Origin of the sequence: Enterobacillus tribolii, assembly GCF_003363015.1 — a bacterium.
GTDB classification, from domain to species: Bacteria; Pseudomonadota; Gammaproteobacteria; order Enterobacterales; family Enterobacteriaceae; genus Enterobacillus; species Enterobacillus tribolii.
Genome location: NZ_QRAP01000007.1, coordinates 216,406 through 232,838, shown reverse-complemented (window position 1 = coordinate 232,838; position 16,433 = coordinate 216,406). Strand labels below are relative to the sequence as shown.

Genomic DNA, 16,433 nt, shown 5'->3' with positions numbered 1-16,433 from the left:
AAATTTTTTTCCGATTTAAATCAAAGACTTTGCATTTTAACCCACTGTTTTTAGGGCTTTTTTGTCAATGCAGGATTGGTGCTCCATGATCCATATCAATTTTTGCAGTATACTGCTTTGCTAGTATCTTCCCGCTGATTAAACTTAAGAGAGAGTTAGTGTGAAAGCTGACAACCCCTTTGATTTATTATTACCAGCAGCTATGGCCAAAGTGGCCGAAGATGCGGGTGTTTATAAAGCTACCAAGCATCCGCTGAAAACATTTTATCTGGCGATTACCGCCGGTGTTTTCATTTCGATAGCCTTCGTCTTCTATATTACGTCCACGACGGGCACGGCCACCATTCCTTTCGGCCTTGCCAAGCTTGTCGGTGGTATCTGCTTTTCCCTTGGCCTGATGCTGGTTGTGGTATGCGGCGCCGATCTGTTTACTTCAACCGTACTGATCGTGGTCGCCAAAGCCAGCGGACGTATCACCTGGGGCCAATTAGGCAAAAACTGGCTGAACGTTTATGTCGGTAACCTGATCGGCGCGCTGTTGTTCGTCGCCCTGATTTGGCTGTCCGGGGAGCATATGGCCGCCAACGGCGGTTGGGGTCTGAACGTTTTACAAACCGCCGATCATAAAATGCATCATACGTTCATTGAGGCGGTTTGCCTGGGTATTCTGGCGAACCTGATGGTATGCCTGGCCGTCTGGATGAGCTATTCCGGACGCAGCCTGCTGGACAAAATGTTCGCCATGATTTTGCCGGTAGCCATGTTCGTCGCCAGCGGTTTTGAGCACAGTATCGCAAACATGTTCATGATTCCGCTGGGTATCGTAATCAAAAATTTTGCTGCGCCGGAGTTCTGGCAGGCCGTGGGCGCGGCACCTGAGCAGTTTGCACATTTAACCGTGGGCAATTTCATCACCGATAATTTGATTCCCGTGACGATCGGGAACATCATCGGCGGAGGCCTGCTGGTAGGTTTGACGTACTGGGTGATTTATTTACGCGCGGACGATAAGCATTAATGCTTGCCGCCTCGGCGCAGAAACGGGTTTACAAGAAATCCACACTAGAAGGTAGGTGCTAAATGACCGAGCTTAATGAAAAACAAGCAGCCGCGTGGGAAGGCTTTACCGCGGGCGACTGGCAGAAAGAAGTCAACGTTCGTGACTTTATCCAGAAGAACTATACCCCCTATGAAGGTGACGAATCCTTCCTGGCTGGCGCTACTCCGGCAACCAGCACGCTGTGGGACAAAGTCATGGAAGGCATCAAAATCGAAAACCGCACGCATGCGCCGGTTGATTTTGATACTGATGTTGCTGCCACCATCGTCTCTCACGACGCCGGTTACATTAACAAAGACCTGGAAAAAATCGTCGGTTTGCAGACTGATGCCCCGCTCAAGCGCGCCATCATTCCGTTCGGCGGTATCAAAATGGTTGAAGGTTCCTGCAAAGTTTACGGTCGTGAACTGGATCCGATGCTGAAGAAAATCTTCACCGAATACCGTAAAACCCACAACCAGGGCGTATTCGACGTTTACACCCCGGATATCCTGCGCTGCCGTAAATCCGGCGTGCTGACCGGTCTGCCGGATGCTTATGGCCGTGGCCGTATCATCGGTGACTACCGCCGCGTTGCCGTATACGGCATCGACTTCCTGATGAAAGACAAGTTTGCCCAGTTCTCTTCCCTGCAGGAGAAACTGGAAAACGGTATCGATCTGGAAGCAACCATCCGCCTGCGTGAAGAAATCGCCGACCAGCACCGTGCGCTGGGCCAGATCAAAGAAATGGCTGCCAAATACGGCTGCGACATTTCCGGTCCGGCAACCAACTCACGTGAAGCTGTGCAGTGGACCTACTTCGGCTACCTGGCCGCGGTTAAATCCCAGAACGGCGCCGCCATGTCCTTCGGCCGTGTATCCAGCTTCCTGGATATCTACATCGAACGCGACCTGAAAGCCGGCAAACTGACCGAAGAAGAAGCTCAGGAGCTGATCGACCACCTGGTCATGAAGCTGCGTATGGTTCGCTTCCTGCGTACCCCGGAATATGATGAGCTGTTCTCCGGCGACCCGATCTGGGCAACCGAATCCCTGGCCGGTATGGGCCTGGATGGCCGTACCCTGGTCACCAAAAACAGCTTCCGTTTCCTGAACACCCTGTACACTATGGGGCCGTCTCCGGAACCGAACATGACCATTCTGTGGTCTGAAAAACTGCCGATCGCGTTCAAGAAATACGCTGCAAAAGTCTCCATCGACACCTCATCCGTACAGTATGAGAACGATGACCTGATGCGTCCGGACTTCAACAACGACGATTACGCCATTGCTTGCTGCGTAAGCCCGATGGTTGTCGGCAAACAAATGCAGTTCTTCGGCGCGCGTGCAAACCTGGCGAAAACCATGCTGTACGCAATCAACGGCGGCGTTGACGAAAAACTGAAAATGCAGGTTGGCCCGAAATCCGAGCCGATCAAAGGCGACGTGCTGAACTTCGATGAAGTAATGGATCGTATGGATCACTTCATGGATTGGCTGGCTAAGCAATACGTCACCGCGCTGAACATCATTCACTACATGCACGACAAGTACAGCTACGAAGCATCGCTGATGGCGCTGCACGATCGTGATGTGTTCCGCACCATGGCTTGCGGTATCGCCGGTCTGTCCGTGGCCGCTGACTCCCTGTCTGCAATCAAATACGCGAAGGTTAAACCGATTCGTGACGAAGACGGCCTGGCTGTCGACTTCGAAATCGAAGGCGAATACCCGCAGTTCGGTAACAACGATCCGCGTGTTGATGACATGGCTTGTGACCTGGTAGAACGCTTCATGAAGAAAATTCAGAAGCTGAACACCTACCGTGGCGCTACCCCGACGCAGTCCGTTCTGACCATCACCTCTAACGTGGTGTACGGTAAGAAAACCGGTAACACCCCGGATGGTCGTCGCGCCGGCGCGCCGTTCGGACCGGGTGCTAACCCGATGCACGGTCGTGACCAGAAAGGTGCTGTAGCGTCGCTGACGTCCGTTGCCAAACTGCCGTTCGCCTACGCGAAAGATGGTATTTCCTATACCTTCTCTATCGTACCGAACGCGTTGGGTAAAGATGACGAAGTGCGTAAAGCCAACCTGGCCGGTCTGATGGACGGTTACTTCCATCACGAAGCCAGCATCGAAGGCGGCCAGCACCTGAACGTGAACGTCATGAACCGCGAAATGCTGCTGGATGCGATGGAACACCCGGAAAAATATCCGCAGCTGACCATCCGCGTTTCTGGCTATGCCGTACGCTTCAACTCTCTGACCAAAGAGCAGCAGCAGGATGTGATTACCCGGACCTTCACACAGTCCATGTAATTCCCTGCCAGCGTAAAATGGCTTAAAATGAAGGCTCCACTCCGGTGGAGCCTTTTTATTATTACACTTATGACTGCTTTGCCCGGCGTTTCCCGCTTCAGGCGACCGCCGGGCAAAACAGTTATCCAGCAACCTGCCCGCATCAGTCGCCCAAGTTGCCCTTTCGACCGGATTTAGCCGGTCAATTTTGGAGAAAACCACGCAATGTCAGCAGTTATAGGTCGCATCCACTCTTTTGAATCCTGCGGAACCGTCGACGGACCCGGAATCCGGTTTATCACTTTCTTCCAGGGCTGCCTGATGCGCTGTCTGTATTGCCATAACCGCGATACCTGGGATACGCATGGCGGTAAAGAAATTACCGTTGAGGAGCTGATGAAGGACGTCGTCACTTACCGTCACTTCATGAACGCCTCCGGCGGCGGGGTGACGGCCTCCGGCGGCGAAGCGATTTTGCAGGCGGAGTTCGTCCGGGACTGGTTTCGCGCCTGCCGCGAAGAAGGCATTCATACCTGCCTGGACACCAACGGTTTCGTACGCCGCTATGACCCGGTTATTGATGAATTGCTGGATGTGACCGATCTGGTCATGCTTGACCTCAAGCAGATGAACGATGACATTCACCAGAACCTGGTCGGCGTCTCCAACCACCGTACACTGGAATTTGCCCGCTATCTGGCCAAGCGTAACCAAAAAACCTGGATACGTTACGTGGTAGTGCCCGGTTGGTCCGATGACGAAGCCTCTGCGCGTCTGCTGGGCGAGTTCACCAAAGATATGACCAATATCGAAAAAATCGAACTCCTCCCCTATCACGAGCTGGGCAAACACAAATGGATCGCCATGGGTGAAGAGTACAAGCTGGACGGCGTGAAGCCGCCTACGCATGAAATCATGGAAAACGTGAAATCCATCCTTGAAGGCTACGGTCACAAAGTCATTTACTGACGTTTCCCCCACGCCCCGTATGCAATGCGGGGCGTTTTTGTTTTCCCACCCTCCTCCCTGCGCTTTCGTTCAATAATTATTCATAAAATGGTCAGACTGTGCGCCATTATATGCACGCTATAAACATAATTAACATTCAAAATTAAATTTCAGTTTACAGAGATAAAACAAACGCATTCTCTGGTTTATCCGCCAGAGTTTAAATAATGTGATGGCATTTAGTCGATCATTAGAAGTTCTTCTAAAGAAAGACAATGCTATTTCAGCCCGATATACTGCCCATACACCTTAAATGAAAACGTCTTTATTACGGGTGTAATTAAGAGACATGCGCTTGCCACCGCACGCGATAAGTCAACTGATAAACGAAAGATCCACATCCGATATATCCGGGTTGCGAACTATTAATAAATACGGCAGCCGGAAGGATCAGGGATATATTAAGCGCACTGTTACCGGAGATATTTATGTCAATTAATGCCCTTCTCAATCAACGCTGGCAATTCTGTCATCAGCCCCTGACCTGGCGCAATGCAATTCATATGGCCTGCCAGCCGCTGATCAACGAACATAAAGTTAACGCCCATTATCCGCTGCACATCATTGATGCCCTGAAGCAGGACAGCAGCGCGTTTGTCGCCGGTACAGCGACCCTGGTGGTCTATGCCAAACCGGAGCACGGCGTTATCAGCAAGCAAGGAGAAGCGGCCGTTTTGAAGTGCGAAAAACCGGTGGTTTTACCGGATGGCAATAAAATCAGAATGATTATTACTATTTCCGCCGGTGATATTCAGGAGCAGAATGAACTGCGCCGCCAGGTTATTTCCTGGTTGTCGGAAAAGCAGCGCTCTGAACGCTTGCTGCAAACCACCAGCCAGCCGATGCTGCATAAACGCATGACCGCTGATTTACACGCTGCATATTAACCTGCCGCCATTAATATAAAAACCGTGCGGATAATCTGTCCGCGCGGTCTTATTTATTTCCGCGTTACTGCCCCGTTATACTCATTTCCCGCAAAGGTGAAAGTGTGATATTTCTCATAAACAGAGAAAGTCATTGTTTTACCAAAACGCCTGCACCCGCCAATAAAACCCTGTAATAACAACCGGTAACGCCATTCATTTTGAAAAAATATGGATAGCGGCGTGAAACGGTATTGGTTCCCCGCCCCGCAAGACCGCTATAACCGCCTTATTCAACACAGTTCACATTCAACACACCCGTTGAACCCCTGCGTACCGGCTTTTATTGCATTGGAAAATCGACTATGAAACAAGGTGAGTTATCGCAAGCCCCCTTTTATGCCGCGGACATCATCCGCGGTCACAAGCCCGGTTTCACGCCGCGCGTTGCATTGATCCTCGGTTCAGGATTAGGGCCATTGGCGGAACAAATCGAAGACGCCGTAACAATCTCTTATGAAGCACTCCCCGGTTTCCCGGTCAGCACGGTGCACGGGCACGCAGGCGAGCTGGTGCTCGGCATGCTTGCCGGCGTCCCGGTAGTCTGCATGAAAGGCCGCGGCCATTTCTACGAAGGACGGGGAATGAGTGTCATGACCGACGCAATCCGCACCTTCAGGCTGCTGGGCTGCGAGCTGCTTTTCTCCACCAATGCAGCAGGCTCCCTGCGTCCGGAGGTCGGCCCCGGAAGCCTGGTTTCCCTGCGCGATCACATCAACATGATGCCGGGAACGCCGATGACCGGCATCAACGACGATCGCTTCGGGGAGCGTTTTTTCTCGCTGGCGAACGCGTATGACGCAGACTATCGCGCCCTGTTGCAGGATGTGGCGCAGGATGCCGGATTCCCGCTGAGCGAAGGCGTTTTCGTTTCTTATCCCGGCCCTAATTTCGAAACCGCAGCGGAAATTCGCATGATGCAACTGATCGGCGGCGACGTGGTCGGTATGTCAGTCGTTCCCGAAGTGATCAGCGCCTGCCATTGCGGTATGAAGGCCGTCGCGGTTTCGGCCATCACCAATATGGCGGAAGGGCTGGGCGATGTCGCGCTTTCGCACGAGCAAACCCTGGCTGCGGCCAAACTTTCTCAGCAAAACTTCATCACCCTGATTTACCGCTTCCTGAGTAAGCTGGCGTAACGCTGAAACCTCCCGGTGGCCATACGGCCACCTCATCACGGAGTAAGCACCATGACGATAAAAGTCCGTTTAAAAGTGATGGCGTTTCTGCAATATTTCATTTGGGGATGCTGGCTGACTACCCTCGGTTCTTACATGATCAACACGCTCAGCTTCAGCGGCGCGGATGTCGGCTGGGTGTACAGCACCAAAGGCATCGCCGCCGTCATTATGCCGGGTCTGGTGGGGATCCTGGCGGATAAGTGGCTCAGAGCGAACCGCCTGTATGCTTTGTGCCACCTGAGCTGCGCCGCCGCGCTTTTTTATGCGGCTCAGGTAAATACTCCTTCCCTGATGTTCTGGGCCATGCTGATTAACGCCATGGCCTTTATGCCGACTATCGCCCTGTCTAACACCATTTCCTACTACTGCCTGGAAAAGGAGGGGTTGGATACCGTCACGCATTTCCCGCCGATCCGGGTTTTCGGTACCGTCGGCTTTATTCTTGCCATGTGGTCGGTAAGCCTGCTGCGTTTTGAACTGAGCAACATACAGCTTTACCTCGCTTCCGCCTGTTCACTATTGCTGGCGTTATACGCGCTGACGCTGCCGTCGATCCCGACCGCACGCCAGTCTCAGGAAAAAAGCTGGGCCAGCCGGGTCGGGCTGGATGCGTTCGTGTTGTTCAAACAGCCGCGTATGGCGATCTTTTTTCTGTTCGCCATGCTGCTGGGCGCGGTGCTGCAAATTACCAACACCTTCGGCAACCCTTTTCTGCATGATTTCGCCCGCAATCCCGCGTTTCAGGACAGCGTAATCGTCCGCTATCCCTCCATGCTGCTGTCGGTTTCGCAAATAGCCGAAGTGGTATTTATTCTGGCCATTCCGTTTTTTCTTAAACGCTTCGGCATCAAGCGGGTCATGTTGATCAGCATGCTGGCCTGGACGCTGCGTTTCGGCCTGTTCGCCTTCGGCGATCCGACGCCCTTTGGCTTCACCCTGCTGTTGATGTCGATGATCGTCTACGGCTGCGCTTTCGACTTCTTCAATATTTCCGGTTCGGTCTTTGTGGAGCAGGAGGTCAGCCCGCGTATCCGCGCCAGCGCGCAAGGGCTGTTCATGACGATGGTCAACGGAATAGGCGCTTATGTCGGCTCGATTCTGAGCGGCATGGTCGTGGATTACTACACGGTTGACGGACTGAAGGACTGGCAAACTATCTGGCTGATTTTCGCCGCTTATGCCCTGCTGCTGGCGCTGATTTTTACATTCGCCTTTCGCTACCACCATCAGCCGGAGAAGCCGCCCATTCTGCAAAACAGCCATTGATATTTCGTTGCATTCCGCCACGTTTAACGACTCCCGCGCGCGACATATCACAATTCTCAACCGGAAAGCAGGCGCCGCCGCTTCCCGGTTGAGATACTGTTACCCCCTGCTTTATTTGGGATATTTCAGCCACGGGAACGACGAATGAGCCAGCACGAACGTCACGGCAATATTGATTTGAAGCTACTGCGCTATTTTTTGGCCGTAGCGGAAGAACTGCATTTCGGCCGTGCCGCCGCGCGGCTGAACATGACGCAGCCGCCGCTCAGCCTCCATATAAAAGAACTGGAAACACAGTTAGGAACACCGCTTTTTATTCGCCATTCGCGCAGCGTCGCGCTGACCCATGCCGGCCGCATCCTGATGCAGGAAGCCCGTACGTTGCTGTCATCCACTCATCTGGCATTGTCGCGGGTGACGCAAATCGGGCGCGGAGAGCGGGGATGCATCACCCTCGGGGTTATCGGGACGGCGCTATGGAGCGGATTACGTCAGCCTCTGCACCGTTTTCTGCGCGAGAATCCCTGCATCGACGTGATGTTTAATGAGCAGTCGCCGGGGGCGCAAATCACCGCGCTGGAACAGCATGAAATCGATGCGGGAATATGGCGTATGGCAACGGCCTTGCCGGCGACATTGACGGGAAAGTTGGTATGCAGGGATACATTCTACGTTGCCCTGCCCGCCGACCATCCTTTTGCCGGGCGGGAGTCCCTGGCGCTGAGCGATTTAAAACATGAGGATTTTATTACGTTGCCGATGGCCCATTCTGACTGGCGTTTTCTGCAGCAGGCCTGTCACCAGGCCGGTTTTACGCCGCGCATCGTACGCGAGGCCGTAGAGCCGCAAACGGTGCTGGCGTTGGTCGGGATGGGAATGGGGGTCACTATGATTGCTGGCAGTTATGCGGATATCCACTGGCCGGACATCACGTTCCGGCCGCTTCAGGACGGTATTCCCGCTGATTTATACGTCGTCTACGATCCGCATAAAATCCCGCCCACCGCATTACGGCTGGCAGAAGCAATTCAATCATCTGCGCCCTGAGCGGCTCAGGGCTCCCTTCCCGGCAGAACGTTATTCGCCAGATTCCAGTTTTTCAGGTGCCCGACATAGCTGAGGCGCTCCTGCGGGCTGAACGATGAAACATCGCCTTCACGCATATGCAGCAAATCCGCCGGCGTGATCCATGCCGAGTTCCCCTGAACGATAGGATACCCGGCCTGCGCATAAGCCTCCGTCACGAACTGAGAGCAGAAGAAGCTCTGTACTTGCTCTTGTTCCTGCTCATCCCCAAGCTGGATTTTCGCCAGCGTGCTGAGGCAGAAATTGCGCTGTTTGGCCCCCAGCAACGGGATCTCGCATACCCGTTTAGTCAGCATCCAGGGCGCGATCATCACAATCCCTTTGTAGTTATACTTCCTGCCCTGCTGCTGCAGGGAGAAATCCCGGATCTGCGCCGCCTGCTGCTCCGTCAAATCCGGATAACGCAGCGCCAGCATGTTATTCGACTCCTTTACCGCCTGCGCCAGCGGAATAATCCGCACGCCGCTGCCCACGGCCTCCGCAACCTGCTCGTCACCCAGATAAACAGACGCATGGCTAACGCCGGCAACGCTGAACAGCCGGATGCCGAGAGAATTAATACCGCGGGAGGAAGAGAGCAAAATGTCGCCCGGCCGCAATTCAGACACCGGCAAAAGCTGCCGGGACTCCGCCAGTGCCGTGCTTGAATGCTGAAGCTGTAATGAAATAGGTACGGTGCGCTCTTTATTCGTGGAAATTTGGGTTGAGCACCCCACCAGCAAAAATGATATCGCCAGTATCCCTGCTCGCATTTTCGTCCTGTATAAAGCGATGTAATAACGGACTTATATCGCAGTCCGTTGATAAATGGTGGGGCAATAATGACAAATGACGCGTGGCATTGCACGCATTATTGGCAAATCAGGCCATGCCAGTGCGAGGCCTGATTATCATGCGGGAAGGGGTTGATGATGATCCGCTTTTTTGCACAGCATCAGCAGGTAAACGAACGCAATGGCGGCGATAACGGCAAACAGGGCGTTGTCGGAGTAGCGCTGCATCAGCATTACGGTGACCGCCGGGCCGGCCAGGCTGCCTACGGTATAGCTCAGCAACAGCGTCTGGTTCATTGCCACCAGTTCGCCGGTATCCACTTTCTCACAGGCCCATGACATCGCCACCGGGTAGAGCGTAAAGCCGGCGCATCCCAGCGTAAACAGCGCCGGAACCATGGCGTAGTTACCCAACATCATCGCGCTGCCGACAATCACCAGCGAAACCTGCACCCGCAGCACCAACAGACGCCCGTACCGATCGGCCAGGCGCCCTGCCGGCCACTGGCCGATAATCCCGGCGCTCACCAGCAGCGCCATCCAGTAACCAACGCGGGCATCGCTCATGCCGAGATGAGTAAGATACAGCGGCAACAAGCCGTACAGGACACCCAATACCGCGCCGGAAATAATACAGCCGTTAATCCCTAAGCGTGCGTCACGCCGCATAAACATAGCGCGCATTGACACATGATGACTTTCCATTGCCGGGCGGGAAATTCGCACCAGCCACAGCGGCATCATGGCGATGATCATCAGCGCCGTTACCCACGGCAGCACGCGCAGAACGTCGGTCGGCACCACGCCAAGCAGCAATTGCCCCAGCACCGTGCCCAGGTAGTAAATAATCATATAAGCCGCCAGCAGGCGACCGCGATTGGCGTTGCTGCCGCTGTGCAACAGCGCGCTTTCCACCACGACCCAAATCATGGCACAGGCCATACCGGCCAGAAAACGCAGCCCCATCCAGCTCCAGAAATCGGTGGAAATCCCCAGCGCCGCGGTCGATAACGCAAACAGCACGCAGGCATATTGATAGTCGCGGTTAAAACCGCTGGATGCAATCAGCTTACCGGCCAGCAACGTACCGCATAAATTACCGAAGAAATAAGAGGAACTGATAAAACCGATTTGCCAGGTCGCCAGTCGATCGTGCGTCAACCAGAGCGGCACCAGCGTATTGAGAACGGCCATGGAAACCGTCAACAATAACAAGCCACAGAGCAGCAACAGCACTGGGCGGGAGTATGGGGACATTTAAGATATAAAACCGAACAACGAAGGTATGTGATGCGCATCATGCCACTGGCTAAATAAAAGTCAATCACCTCATATATAGCCACCGCATTATTTGTTCGCCAGCCTGATAAACGTCAACTGATCGTCAGCCGGGGAATACCGGCAACCAGAGAAATATAGCCATGATAACAGGCGGTTTTACACTCCCCGCATCCGTCGCAACGGCTTTCGTCAAACAGCACCTCTCCGCCGGCGTTAAAGCTTAGCACTTGTTTTGCACAGGCATACACGCACAGACGGCATTCATCATCACGCCGCCCCAGGCATCCTGTCGCAATCGATGGCCGTAACGCCGTATCCGGGGAAATGTGTGAATTCAGCGCACCCTGCTGACAAGCCGCCGTACACGCCAGACAGCGCGACGTATCGCAAGCGGAAAAGTCGATTTGCAGGCGCGCCGCGCCGCCGGCTATTTCGATCAGGCCATAAGGACACGCCTGCGCACACTCGCCGCATCCCGTACACAAATGCAAAAACAGGCTTTCCGCCACCGCCTGCGGCGGCCGTCCGGCGGCACGCCCATGGTTTTCGTGATCAGCGATATCACGTACCTGTTTGCCGCCGCCCAGCAGCCCGCGGAATAATCCCCGCCGGCTGACCTGGCGGCTGCTCATCCAGGCACGGTAATACCCTTCGTCACGCTTACCATTCATCAGCGAAACAGCTCCCGCGGCGGCACATCCAGATCAAGCGTCTGTTGCCAGCCACGCAGCGCAAGGGTAGCCAGGCGGGCAATCCCCTGGTAGAAAGGATGTTCAGCCCCCTGCTCCATCAGTTCAAGATAGCGGAACGCCCAGGGCAGCAGATGAATCTCCAGAAATTCAGCCAGCTCTTCCGGCTGTAGCTCCGCCAGCCAGGCAGCCATCATCATCATCAGGCCGAAATGATCTTCCGGCTCGTTCTGACGCAGCAGCACATCAATACGGCGTTCGCTCATCCATTCGCGCAAGGCCAGCGTGGAGTCACCGAACAACACGTTTTCCTTATCCAGATAGACAGACCCCCAAGGCGGCGCCGGTAACGCATACGGGCCAATAAACAGGCGCTGATAGGCCTCATCCAGCGGTTCCGCCGATGCTGTACGTATCAGCGCCGCGATGCTGTTTAATTCTTCATCCGTACCGTACGGCCATTCGTTACGCCAGTCGAGCGAAGACAGCGCGGAAACCAGCGTCGTACACTGCTCGCCGGAAGGCGGATAATAGAACAACGCCCCCAGCAGACGGGCGCTCAGGGAAATATTCTGGTACAAGGCTGATTCAGACATACATTAATACCCGGGTTTTTCCGCCGCTTTCACACGTAAAAGCGGCGGAAATTTCATGTAAACAACGGGGCCGGTGAACAGGCCCCGGCGACGTTAACCGGCAATCGCCATGCCGACCGTCATATGCAGGCCATAGAAGACGCCGCGACCAATCAGCTCTCCGGCAACGACCAGGATGAACCCCAGCGCCAATCCGGGCACGCCGGGCGCCTTGCCTTTAACCATCGGAACAATCCAGCATCCCAGCGCCGCGGCCAGCAAGACCAGACGAGCCGCCATCAGCATGCCGTAGTCCGGCACCAGCGCTACCGCCTGTTGCACCGAGCTGTGGATCTGCGCCAGCGATGACGACTGCATCACTACGCTTGCCACGCTGACCACCAGCGCCAGCAGGCTGATCACCGGCAATATCCGCATTGCCCAGCCACAAACACCGGCAGCGCGCAGCAGCAGGAAGCCCAACAGCGGACCGCCAATCAACATTGTCAGGAAAAAGCCCGTCATGGTGTAGCCATTATACCAGGTCGGCACAGTATCAATTTCATACACCTTGCACATGGCGTAAACGAACACGACGCCAAGCACCATCGCGACGAACAACCAGATTTTCCCCAGCCCTGCCGGCATCTTTTTCATCACCGCCAGCAGCCAGTAAAAACCGCCCACGGCGAAGAACAACGCGCCGCTGGCGATTTCATTACTCAACGCGGAAGCACCCACCCGGTTAAGCGAGTTAAAGGCGCGCAGCGGACTGCCGAGATGCAGAGTAGATGCGATAAACGCAATCCCCATCAGTATCCAGAGTACCAGCATGTTCACATGTACGCTGCGTTGCTGGTTCTGATTCAGCCCTCCGCCGATCAAAGCCAGCGCCAGAACGATAAAACCGCCGGCCACACACTGGCCCAGCACCGTAAAAATCATTAACGGCCATTCATGCCATCCCGTCCCCATCTCAGACCTCCTTCGGATTTGCCAGGTAACCGGTGGTATCTCCGACCGGGCGGCTGTTGGCATTGGGTTTTACTACGATATTGGGTTTGGTGAAGTGTGCCGCCGGCAGCGGCGCCACCTCAGCCAGGTCGCCGTATTTGGCGCGCAGCTCTTCGATCGGCCCCATATCCAGCGCCCGCAGCGGGCAGGACTCCACGCAGACCGGCTTCTGCCCCTGCGCGACACGGCTGAAGCAGCCGTCGCACTTGGTCATGTGCCCTTTCTGCGCATCATATTGCGGCGCGCCGTACGGGCAGGCCATGTGGCAATAACGGCACCCGATACAGACTTCCTCGTTCACCACGACGAAACCGTCTTCCCGTTTGTGCATCGCACCGCTCGGGCAGACCTTGGTACAGGCTGGATCGTCGCAGTGGTTGCAGGCAATGGAAAGATAGTATGCAAAGACGTTCTGGTTCCAGACGCCGTTATCTTCCTGCCAGTCACCGCCGGCATACTCATAAATGCGACGGAAACTTACGTCAGGCGATAAATTTTTGAAGTCTTTACAGGCCAGCTCACAGGTTTTGCAGCCGGTGCAACGACTCGAATCAATATAAAAACCATATTGCGTTGTCATCAGCTACTCCTCAGGCTTTCACGACTTGTACAAGGTTACTGTGCGACGGGTTCCCTTTCGCCAGCGGCGACGGACGCTGAGTGGTCAGCACGTTGATGCTGCCCGCATGGTCCACGCGTTTTCCGTCCGGGCTGTACCAGGCGCCTTCACCCAGCGCCACAACGCCCGGAATGATACGCGGCGTCACCTTGGCATTGATCACCACTTCACCGCGGCCGTTGAAGATGCGCACGCTGTCGCCGTTATTAATGCCACGGGATTTGGCATCCAGCGGGTTAATCCACATTTCCTGGCGGCAGGCGGCTTTCAGCACGTCAACGTTGCCGTAGGTCGAGTGGGTACGGGCCTTGTAGTGAAAACCTGTCAGTTGCAGCGGATATTTTTCACGCAGCGGATCGTTGTAACTCTCAAAGCCGTCGGCATGAATCGGCAGCGGATCGATCACGTCCCCTTCGGGCAGTTCCCAGGTACGGGCGATTTCAGCCAGCGCGGCGGAGTAAATCTCGATTTTGCCGGACGGGGTAGTCAGCGGATTAGCAATCGGGTCCTCACGGAACGCCTTATACGCCACAACATGACCATTGGGATCGCGTTGCTTGTAAATGCCCTGCTTGCGGAACTCCTCGAAGGACGGCAGACCCGGCATCACCTGCTGCGACTGCTGGTAGAGATGGCGCATCCACTCTTCCTGAGTACGCCCTTCAGTGAAACGCTGTTCGACGCCCATGCGCTTCGCTATCTCGCTGGTCATCTCATAAATCGTTTTGCACTCGAAGCGCGGCTTGATCGCCTGATCGGCAAAAATAACGTAGGCCATGTTGCCGCAGGATGCATCGAGGCAGAAATCCATCTGTTCCGACGCGGTACAGTCAGGCAGCAAGATATCGGCGTACTTCGCCGAGGAGGTCATGTGGTTGTCGATCACCACGATCATCTCGCAATCTTTGTCGTTTTGCAGAATCTCATGGGTGCGGTTGATTTCGGAATGCTGGTTAATCAGGCAATTCCCCGCATAGTTCCAGATGAACTTAATCGGCACATCCAGCCGTTCCTTGCCCTGAACGCCGTCACGCGTGGCGGTCATTTCTTTGGCGCGGAAAATGGCGTCGGTCCACATAAACATTGAAATGCTGGTCTTCACCGGGTTTTCCAGCGTCGGCATACGCACGAAAGGCGTACCGTAGGAGCCTTCACGCGCCCCCGTATTGCCGCCGTGAATACCGACGTTGCCGGTCAGGATCGCCAGCATGGCGATGGCGCGCGATACCGTTTCCCCGTTGGAGTGGCGCTGCGGCCCCCATCCCTGAGAAATGTAGGCCGGTTTGGTTGAGCCGATTTCACGCCCCAACTGAATGATCTTCGCTTCGGGAATGCCGGTGATTTTGGCCGCCCACGCCGGCGTCTTGGCGATGCCGTCGTTGCCCTGGCCCAGAATATAGGCTTTATAGTGGCCGTTGGCAGGCGCGCCGGCCGGCATGGTCTTCTCGTCGTAACCGACGCAGTATTTGTCCAGGAACGGCTGATCGACCAGATTTTCGGTAATCATGACATAGGCCAGCGCCGACGCCAGCGCCGCATCGGTGCCCGGACGGATCGGCACCCACTCATCTTCACGCCCCGCCCCGGTATCGGTATAGCGCGGATCGATAATGATCATGCGGGCATTGGATTTCTCACGGGCCTGTTCCAGGTAGTAAGTCACCCCGCCGCCGCTCATCCGCGTTTCGCCGGGGTTATTGCCGAACAGCACCACGAGCTTGCTGTTTTCGATGTCTGACGGACTGTTGCCGCCGGCCCAGCCGCCGTAGGTATAGTTCAGGCCCATGGCGATTTGCGCGGTGCTGTAGTCGCCGTAGTGATTCAGGTAACCGCCGCAGCAGTTCATCAGCCGGGCGATCAGGGTGGAACCGGGCGGCCAGGAACGGGTCATGGTGCCGCCCAGCGTACCGGTGCCGTAGTTCAGATAGATCGCTTCGTTACCGTATTCGCCGATGATCTTTTTCATGCTGCCGGCAATGGTATCGAACGCTTCTTCCCAGGAGATCTGCTTAAATTTTCCTTCGCCGCGAGCGCCTACGCGCTTCATCGGATACTTCAGACGGTCAGGATTATAGACCCGGCGGCGCATAGAGCGTCCGCGCAAACAGGCCCTGACCTGATGAAGCCCTTCGTAATCGTCGTCGCCGGTATTGTCCGTTTCAACGTATTTGATTTCGCCGCCCACGACATGCATGCGTAAGGGGCAACGGCTACCGCAGTTTACAGTACAGGCGCTCCAGACGACCTTCTCATCGGCTGAGGCCGCAGGCGCTGGCTCTGCCGCCGCCTGACGCGCAAAAGGTAAAGAGAGGCTCCCCGAAGCCGCCGCCAATCCGCCAATCGCACTGGTTTTCACCAATTTGCGCCGGCTGACAGGGGTCGACAATAAAGTCGTTCCTTCTGTTTTTTTCATATAATACCCACTCTTTTTGCTTACAGAATTAAAATACCGGACAATCGGGTGGATATTTCCGATAAACAGCAAAATTGCCCGGAAATAGCTGCCCGATCGTTGGGTAAAATGGGGGGAAGTAACGCGAAACGATCAGTTTTATCTGTGATGCCGTGTCCGGAAGAATCAATAGTCACGACATTTAATGCATGCAAAATATATATTTAATCGAAATTTATTTGCCATGCAGTAGGACTAATAAATACTCCCCCGCTGGGGGT

General features: G+C 54.9%; 14 protein-coding genes. 7 read left to right on the top strand and 7 right to left on the bottom strand.

Features of this window, described 5'->3' with window-relative positions; all coding sequences use genetic code 11:
* Window positions 1–160: 160 nt before the first annotated feature.
* The 7 genes from focA to C8D90_RS15755 all read left to right on the top strand — a co-directional run bounded on the left by focA (window position 161) and on the right by C8D90_RS15755 (window position 8,770).
* A complete protein-coding gene (gene focA / locus C8D90_RS15785; RefSeq protein WP_115459424.1) occupies window positions 161–1,018 on the top strand; it encodes a formate transporter FocA in 858 nt (285 codons plus the stop codon).
* A 62-nt stretch (window positions 1,019–1,080) separates the two neighbouring features.
* Complete coding sequence (gene pflB, locus C8D90_RS15780) at window positions 1,081–3,363, top strand: formate C-acetyltransferase (RefSeq protein ID WP_115459423.1); 2,283 nt, start codon at window positions 1,081–1,083, stop codon at window positions 3,361–3,363.
* Window positions 3,364–3,567: 204 nt separating this feature from the next.
* Entirely contained in the window at window positions 3,568–4,311 is a 744-nt protein-coding gene (gene pflA, locus C8D90_RS15775; protein ID WP_115459422.1) for a pyruvate formate lyase 1-activating protein, read from the top strand.
* A gap of 467 nt (window positions 4,312–4,778) precedes the next feature.
* Window positions 4,779–5,237, top strand: a complete 459-nt coding sequence (locus C8D90_RS15770) for a PTS sugar transporter subunit IIA (protein WP_115459421.1) — start codon at window positions 4,779–4,781, stop codon at window positions 5,235–5,237.
* 344 nt (window positions 5,238–5,581) lie between these two features.
* Window positions 5,582–6,415, top strand: coding sequence for a xanthosine phosphorylase (xapA, locus tag C8D90_RS15765; protein ID WP_115459420.1), 834 nt, complete (start codon window positions 5,582–5,584; stop codon window positions 6,413–6,415).
* Between the two features lie 51 nt (window positions 6,416–6,466).
* The gene (locus tag C8D90_RS15760) at window positions 6,467–7,723 is read left to right on the top strand and encodes a nucleoside permease (protein WP_115459419.1); all 1,257 of its coding nucleotides are present in this window, start codon (window positions 6,467–6,469) and stop codon (window positions 7,721–7,723) included.
* A gap of 144 nt (window positions 7,724–7,867) precedes the next feature.
* Window positions 7,868–8,770, top strand: a complete 903-nt coding sequence (locus C8D90_RS15755) for a LysR family transcriptional regulator (protein WP_115459418.1) — start codon at window positions 7,868–7,870, stop codon at window positions 8,768–8,770.
* 5 nt (window positions 8,771–8,775) lie between these two features.
* Here C8D90_RS15755 and C8D90_RS15750 read toward each other — a convergent pair whose 3' ends face one another.
* The 7 genes from C8D90_RS15750 to dmsA form a co-directional block, all read right to left on the bottom strand.
* A complete protein-coding gene (locus C8D90_RS15750) occupies window positions 8,776–9,561 on the bottom strand; it encodes a YaeF family permuted papain-like enzyme (RefSeq protein ID WP_115459417.1) in 786 nt (261 codons plus the stop codon).
* Window positions 9,562–9,699: 138 nt separating this feature from the next.
* The gene (locus C8D90_RS15745) at window positions 9,700–10,839 is read right to left on the bottom strand and encodes an MFS transporter (protein WP_115459416.1); all 1,140 of its coding nucleotides are present in this window, start codon (window positions 10,837–10,839) and stop codon (window positions 9,700–9,702) included.
* Between the two features lie 116 nt (window positions 10,840–10,955).
* Window positions 10,956–11,534 (bottom strand): 4Fe-4S dicluster domain-containing protein, encoded by a 579-nt coding sequence (locus C8D90_RS15740; protein ID WP_115459415.1) that lies wholly within the window; start codon window positions 11,532–11,534, stop codon window positions 10,956–10,958.
* Complete coding sequence (dmsD, locus tag C8D90_RS15735; protein ID WP_115459414.1) at window positions 11,534–12,148, bottom strand: Tat proofreading chaperone DmsD; 615 nt, start codon at window positions 12,146–12,148, stop codon at window positions 11,534–11,536. Before dmsD ends, C8D90_RS15740 begins: the two co-directional genes overlap by 1 nt.
* A 93-nt stretch (window positions 12,149–12,241) precedes the next feature.
* A complete protein-coding gene (locus C8D90_RS15730) occupies window positions 12,242–13,102 on the bottom strand; it encodes a DmsC/YnfH family molybdoenzyme membrane anchor subunit (protein WP_115459413.1) in 861 nt (286 codons plus the stop codon).
* A gap of 1 nt (window position 13,103) precedes the next feature.
* The gene (locus C8D90_RS15725) at window positions 13,104–13,721 is read right to left on the bottom strand and encodes a DMSO/selenate family reductase complex B subunit (protein WP_115459412.1); all 618 of its coding nucleotides are present in this window, start codon (window positions 13,719–13,721) and stop codon (window positions 13,104–13,106) included.
* Between the two features lie 10 nt (window positions 13,722–13,731).
* A complete protein-coding gene (dmsA, locus tag C8D90_RS15720) occupies window positions 13,732–16,173 on the bottom strand; it encodes a dimethylsulfoxide reductase subunit A (protein WP_115459411.1) in 2,442 nt (813 codons plus the stop codon).
* Between the last annotated feature and the right edge of the window lie 260 nt (window positions 16,174–16,433).

Excerpts from the sequence above, each read along its gene's own strand:
- C8D90_RS15755 (WP_115459418.1), top strand. The coding sequence starts at position 7,868 with ATGAGCCAGCACGAACGTCACGGCAATATTGATTTGAAGCTACTGCGC.
- xapA (WP_115459420.1), top strand. The coding sequence starts at position 5,582 with ATGAAACAAGGTGAGTTATCGCAAGCCCCCTTTTATGCCGCGGACATC.
- pflA (WP_115459422.1), top strand. The coding sequence starts at position 3,568 with ATGTCAGCAGTTATAGGTCGCATCCACTCTTTTGAATCCTGCGGAACC.
- C8D90_RS15750 (WP_115459417.1), bottom strand. The coding sequence starts at position 9,561 with ATGCGAGCAGGGATACTGGCGATATCATTTTTGCTGGTGGGGTGCTCA.
- C8D90_RS15745 (WP_115459416.1), bottom strand. The coding sequence starts at position 10,839 with ATGTCCCCATACTCCCGCCCAGTGCTGTTGCTGCTCTGTGGCTTGTTA.
- C8D90_RS15725 (WP_115459412.1), bottom strand. The coding sequence starts at position 13,721 with ATGACAACGCAATATGGTTTTTATATTGATTCGAGTCGTTGCACCGGC.
- C8D90_RS15730 (WP_115459413.1), bottom strand. The coding sequence starts at position 13,102 with ATGGGGACGGGATGGCATGAATGGCCGTTAATGATTTTTACGGTGCTG.
- pflB (WP_115459423.1), top strand. The coding sequence starts at position 1,081 with ATGACCGAGCTTAATGAAAAACAAGCAGCCGCGTGGGAAGGCTTTACC.
- dmsA (WP_115459411.1), bottom strand. The coding sequence starts at position 16,173 with ATGAAAAAAACAGAAGGAACGACTTTATTGTCGACCCCTGTCAGCCGG.
- C8D90_RS15760 (WP_115459419.1), top strand. The coding sequence starts at position 6,467 with ATGACGATAAAAGTCCGTTTAAAAGTGATGGCGTTTCTGCAATATTTC.
- C8D90_RS15740 (WP_115459415.1), bottom strand. The coding sequence starts at position 11,534 with ATGAATGGTAAGCGTGACGAAGGGTATTACCGTGCCTGGATGAGCAGC.
- dmsD (WP_115459414.1), bottom strand. The coding sequence starts at position 12,148 with ATGTCTGAATCAGCCTTGTACCAGAATATTTCCCTGAGCGCCCGTCTG.
- C8D90_RS15770 (WP_115459421.1), top strand. The coding sequence starts at position 4,779 with ATGTCAATTAATGCCCTTCTCAATCAACGCTGGCAATTCTGTCATCAG.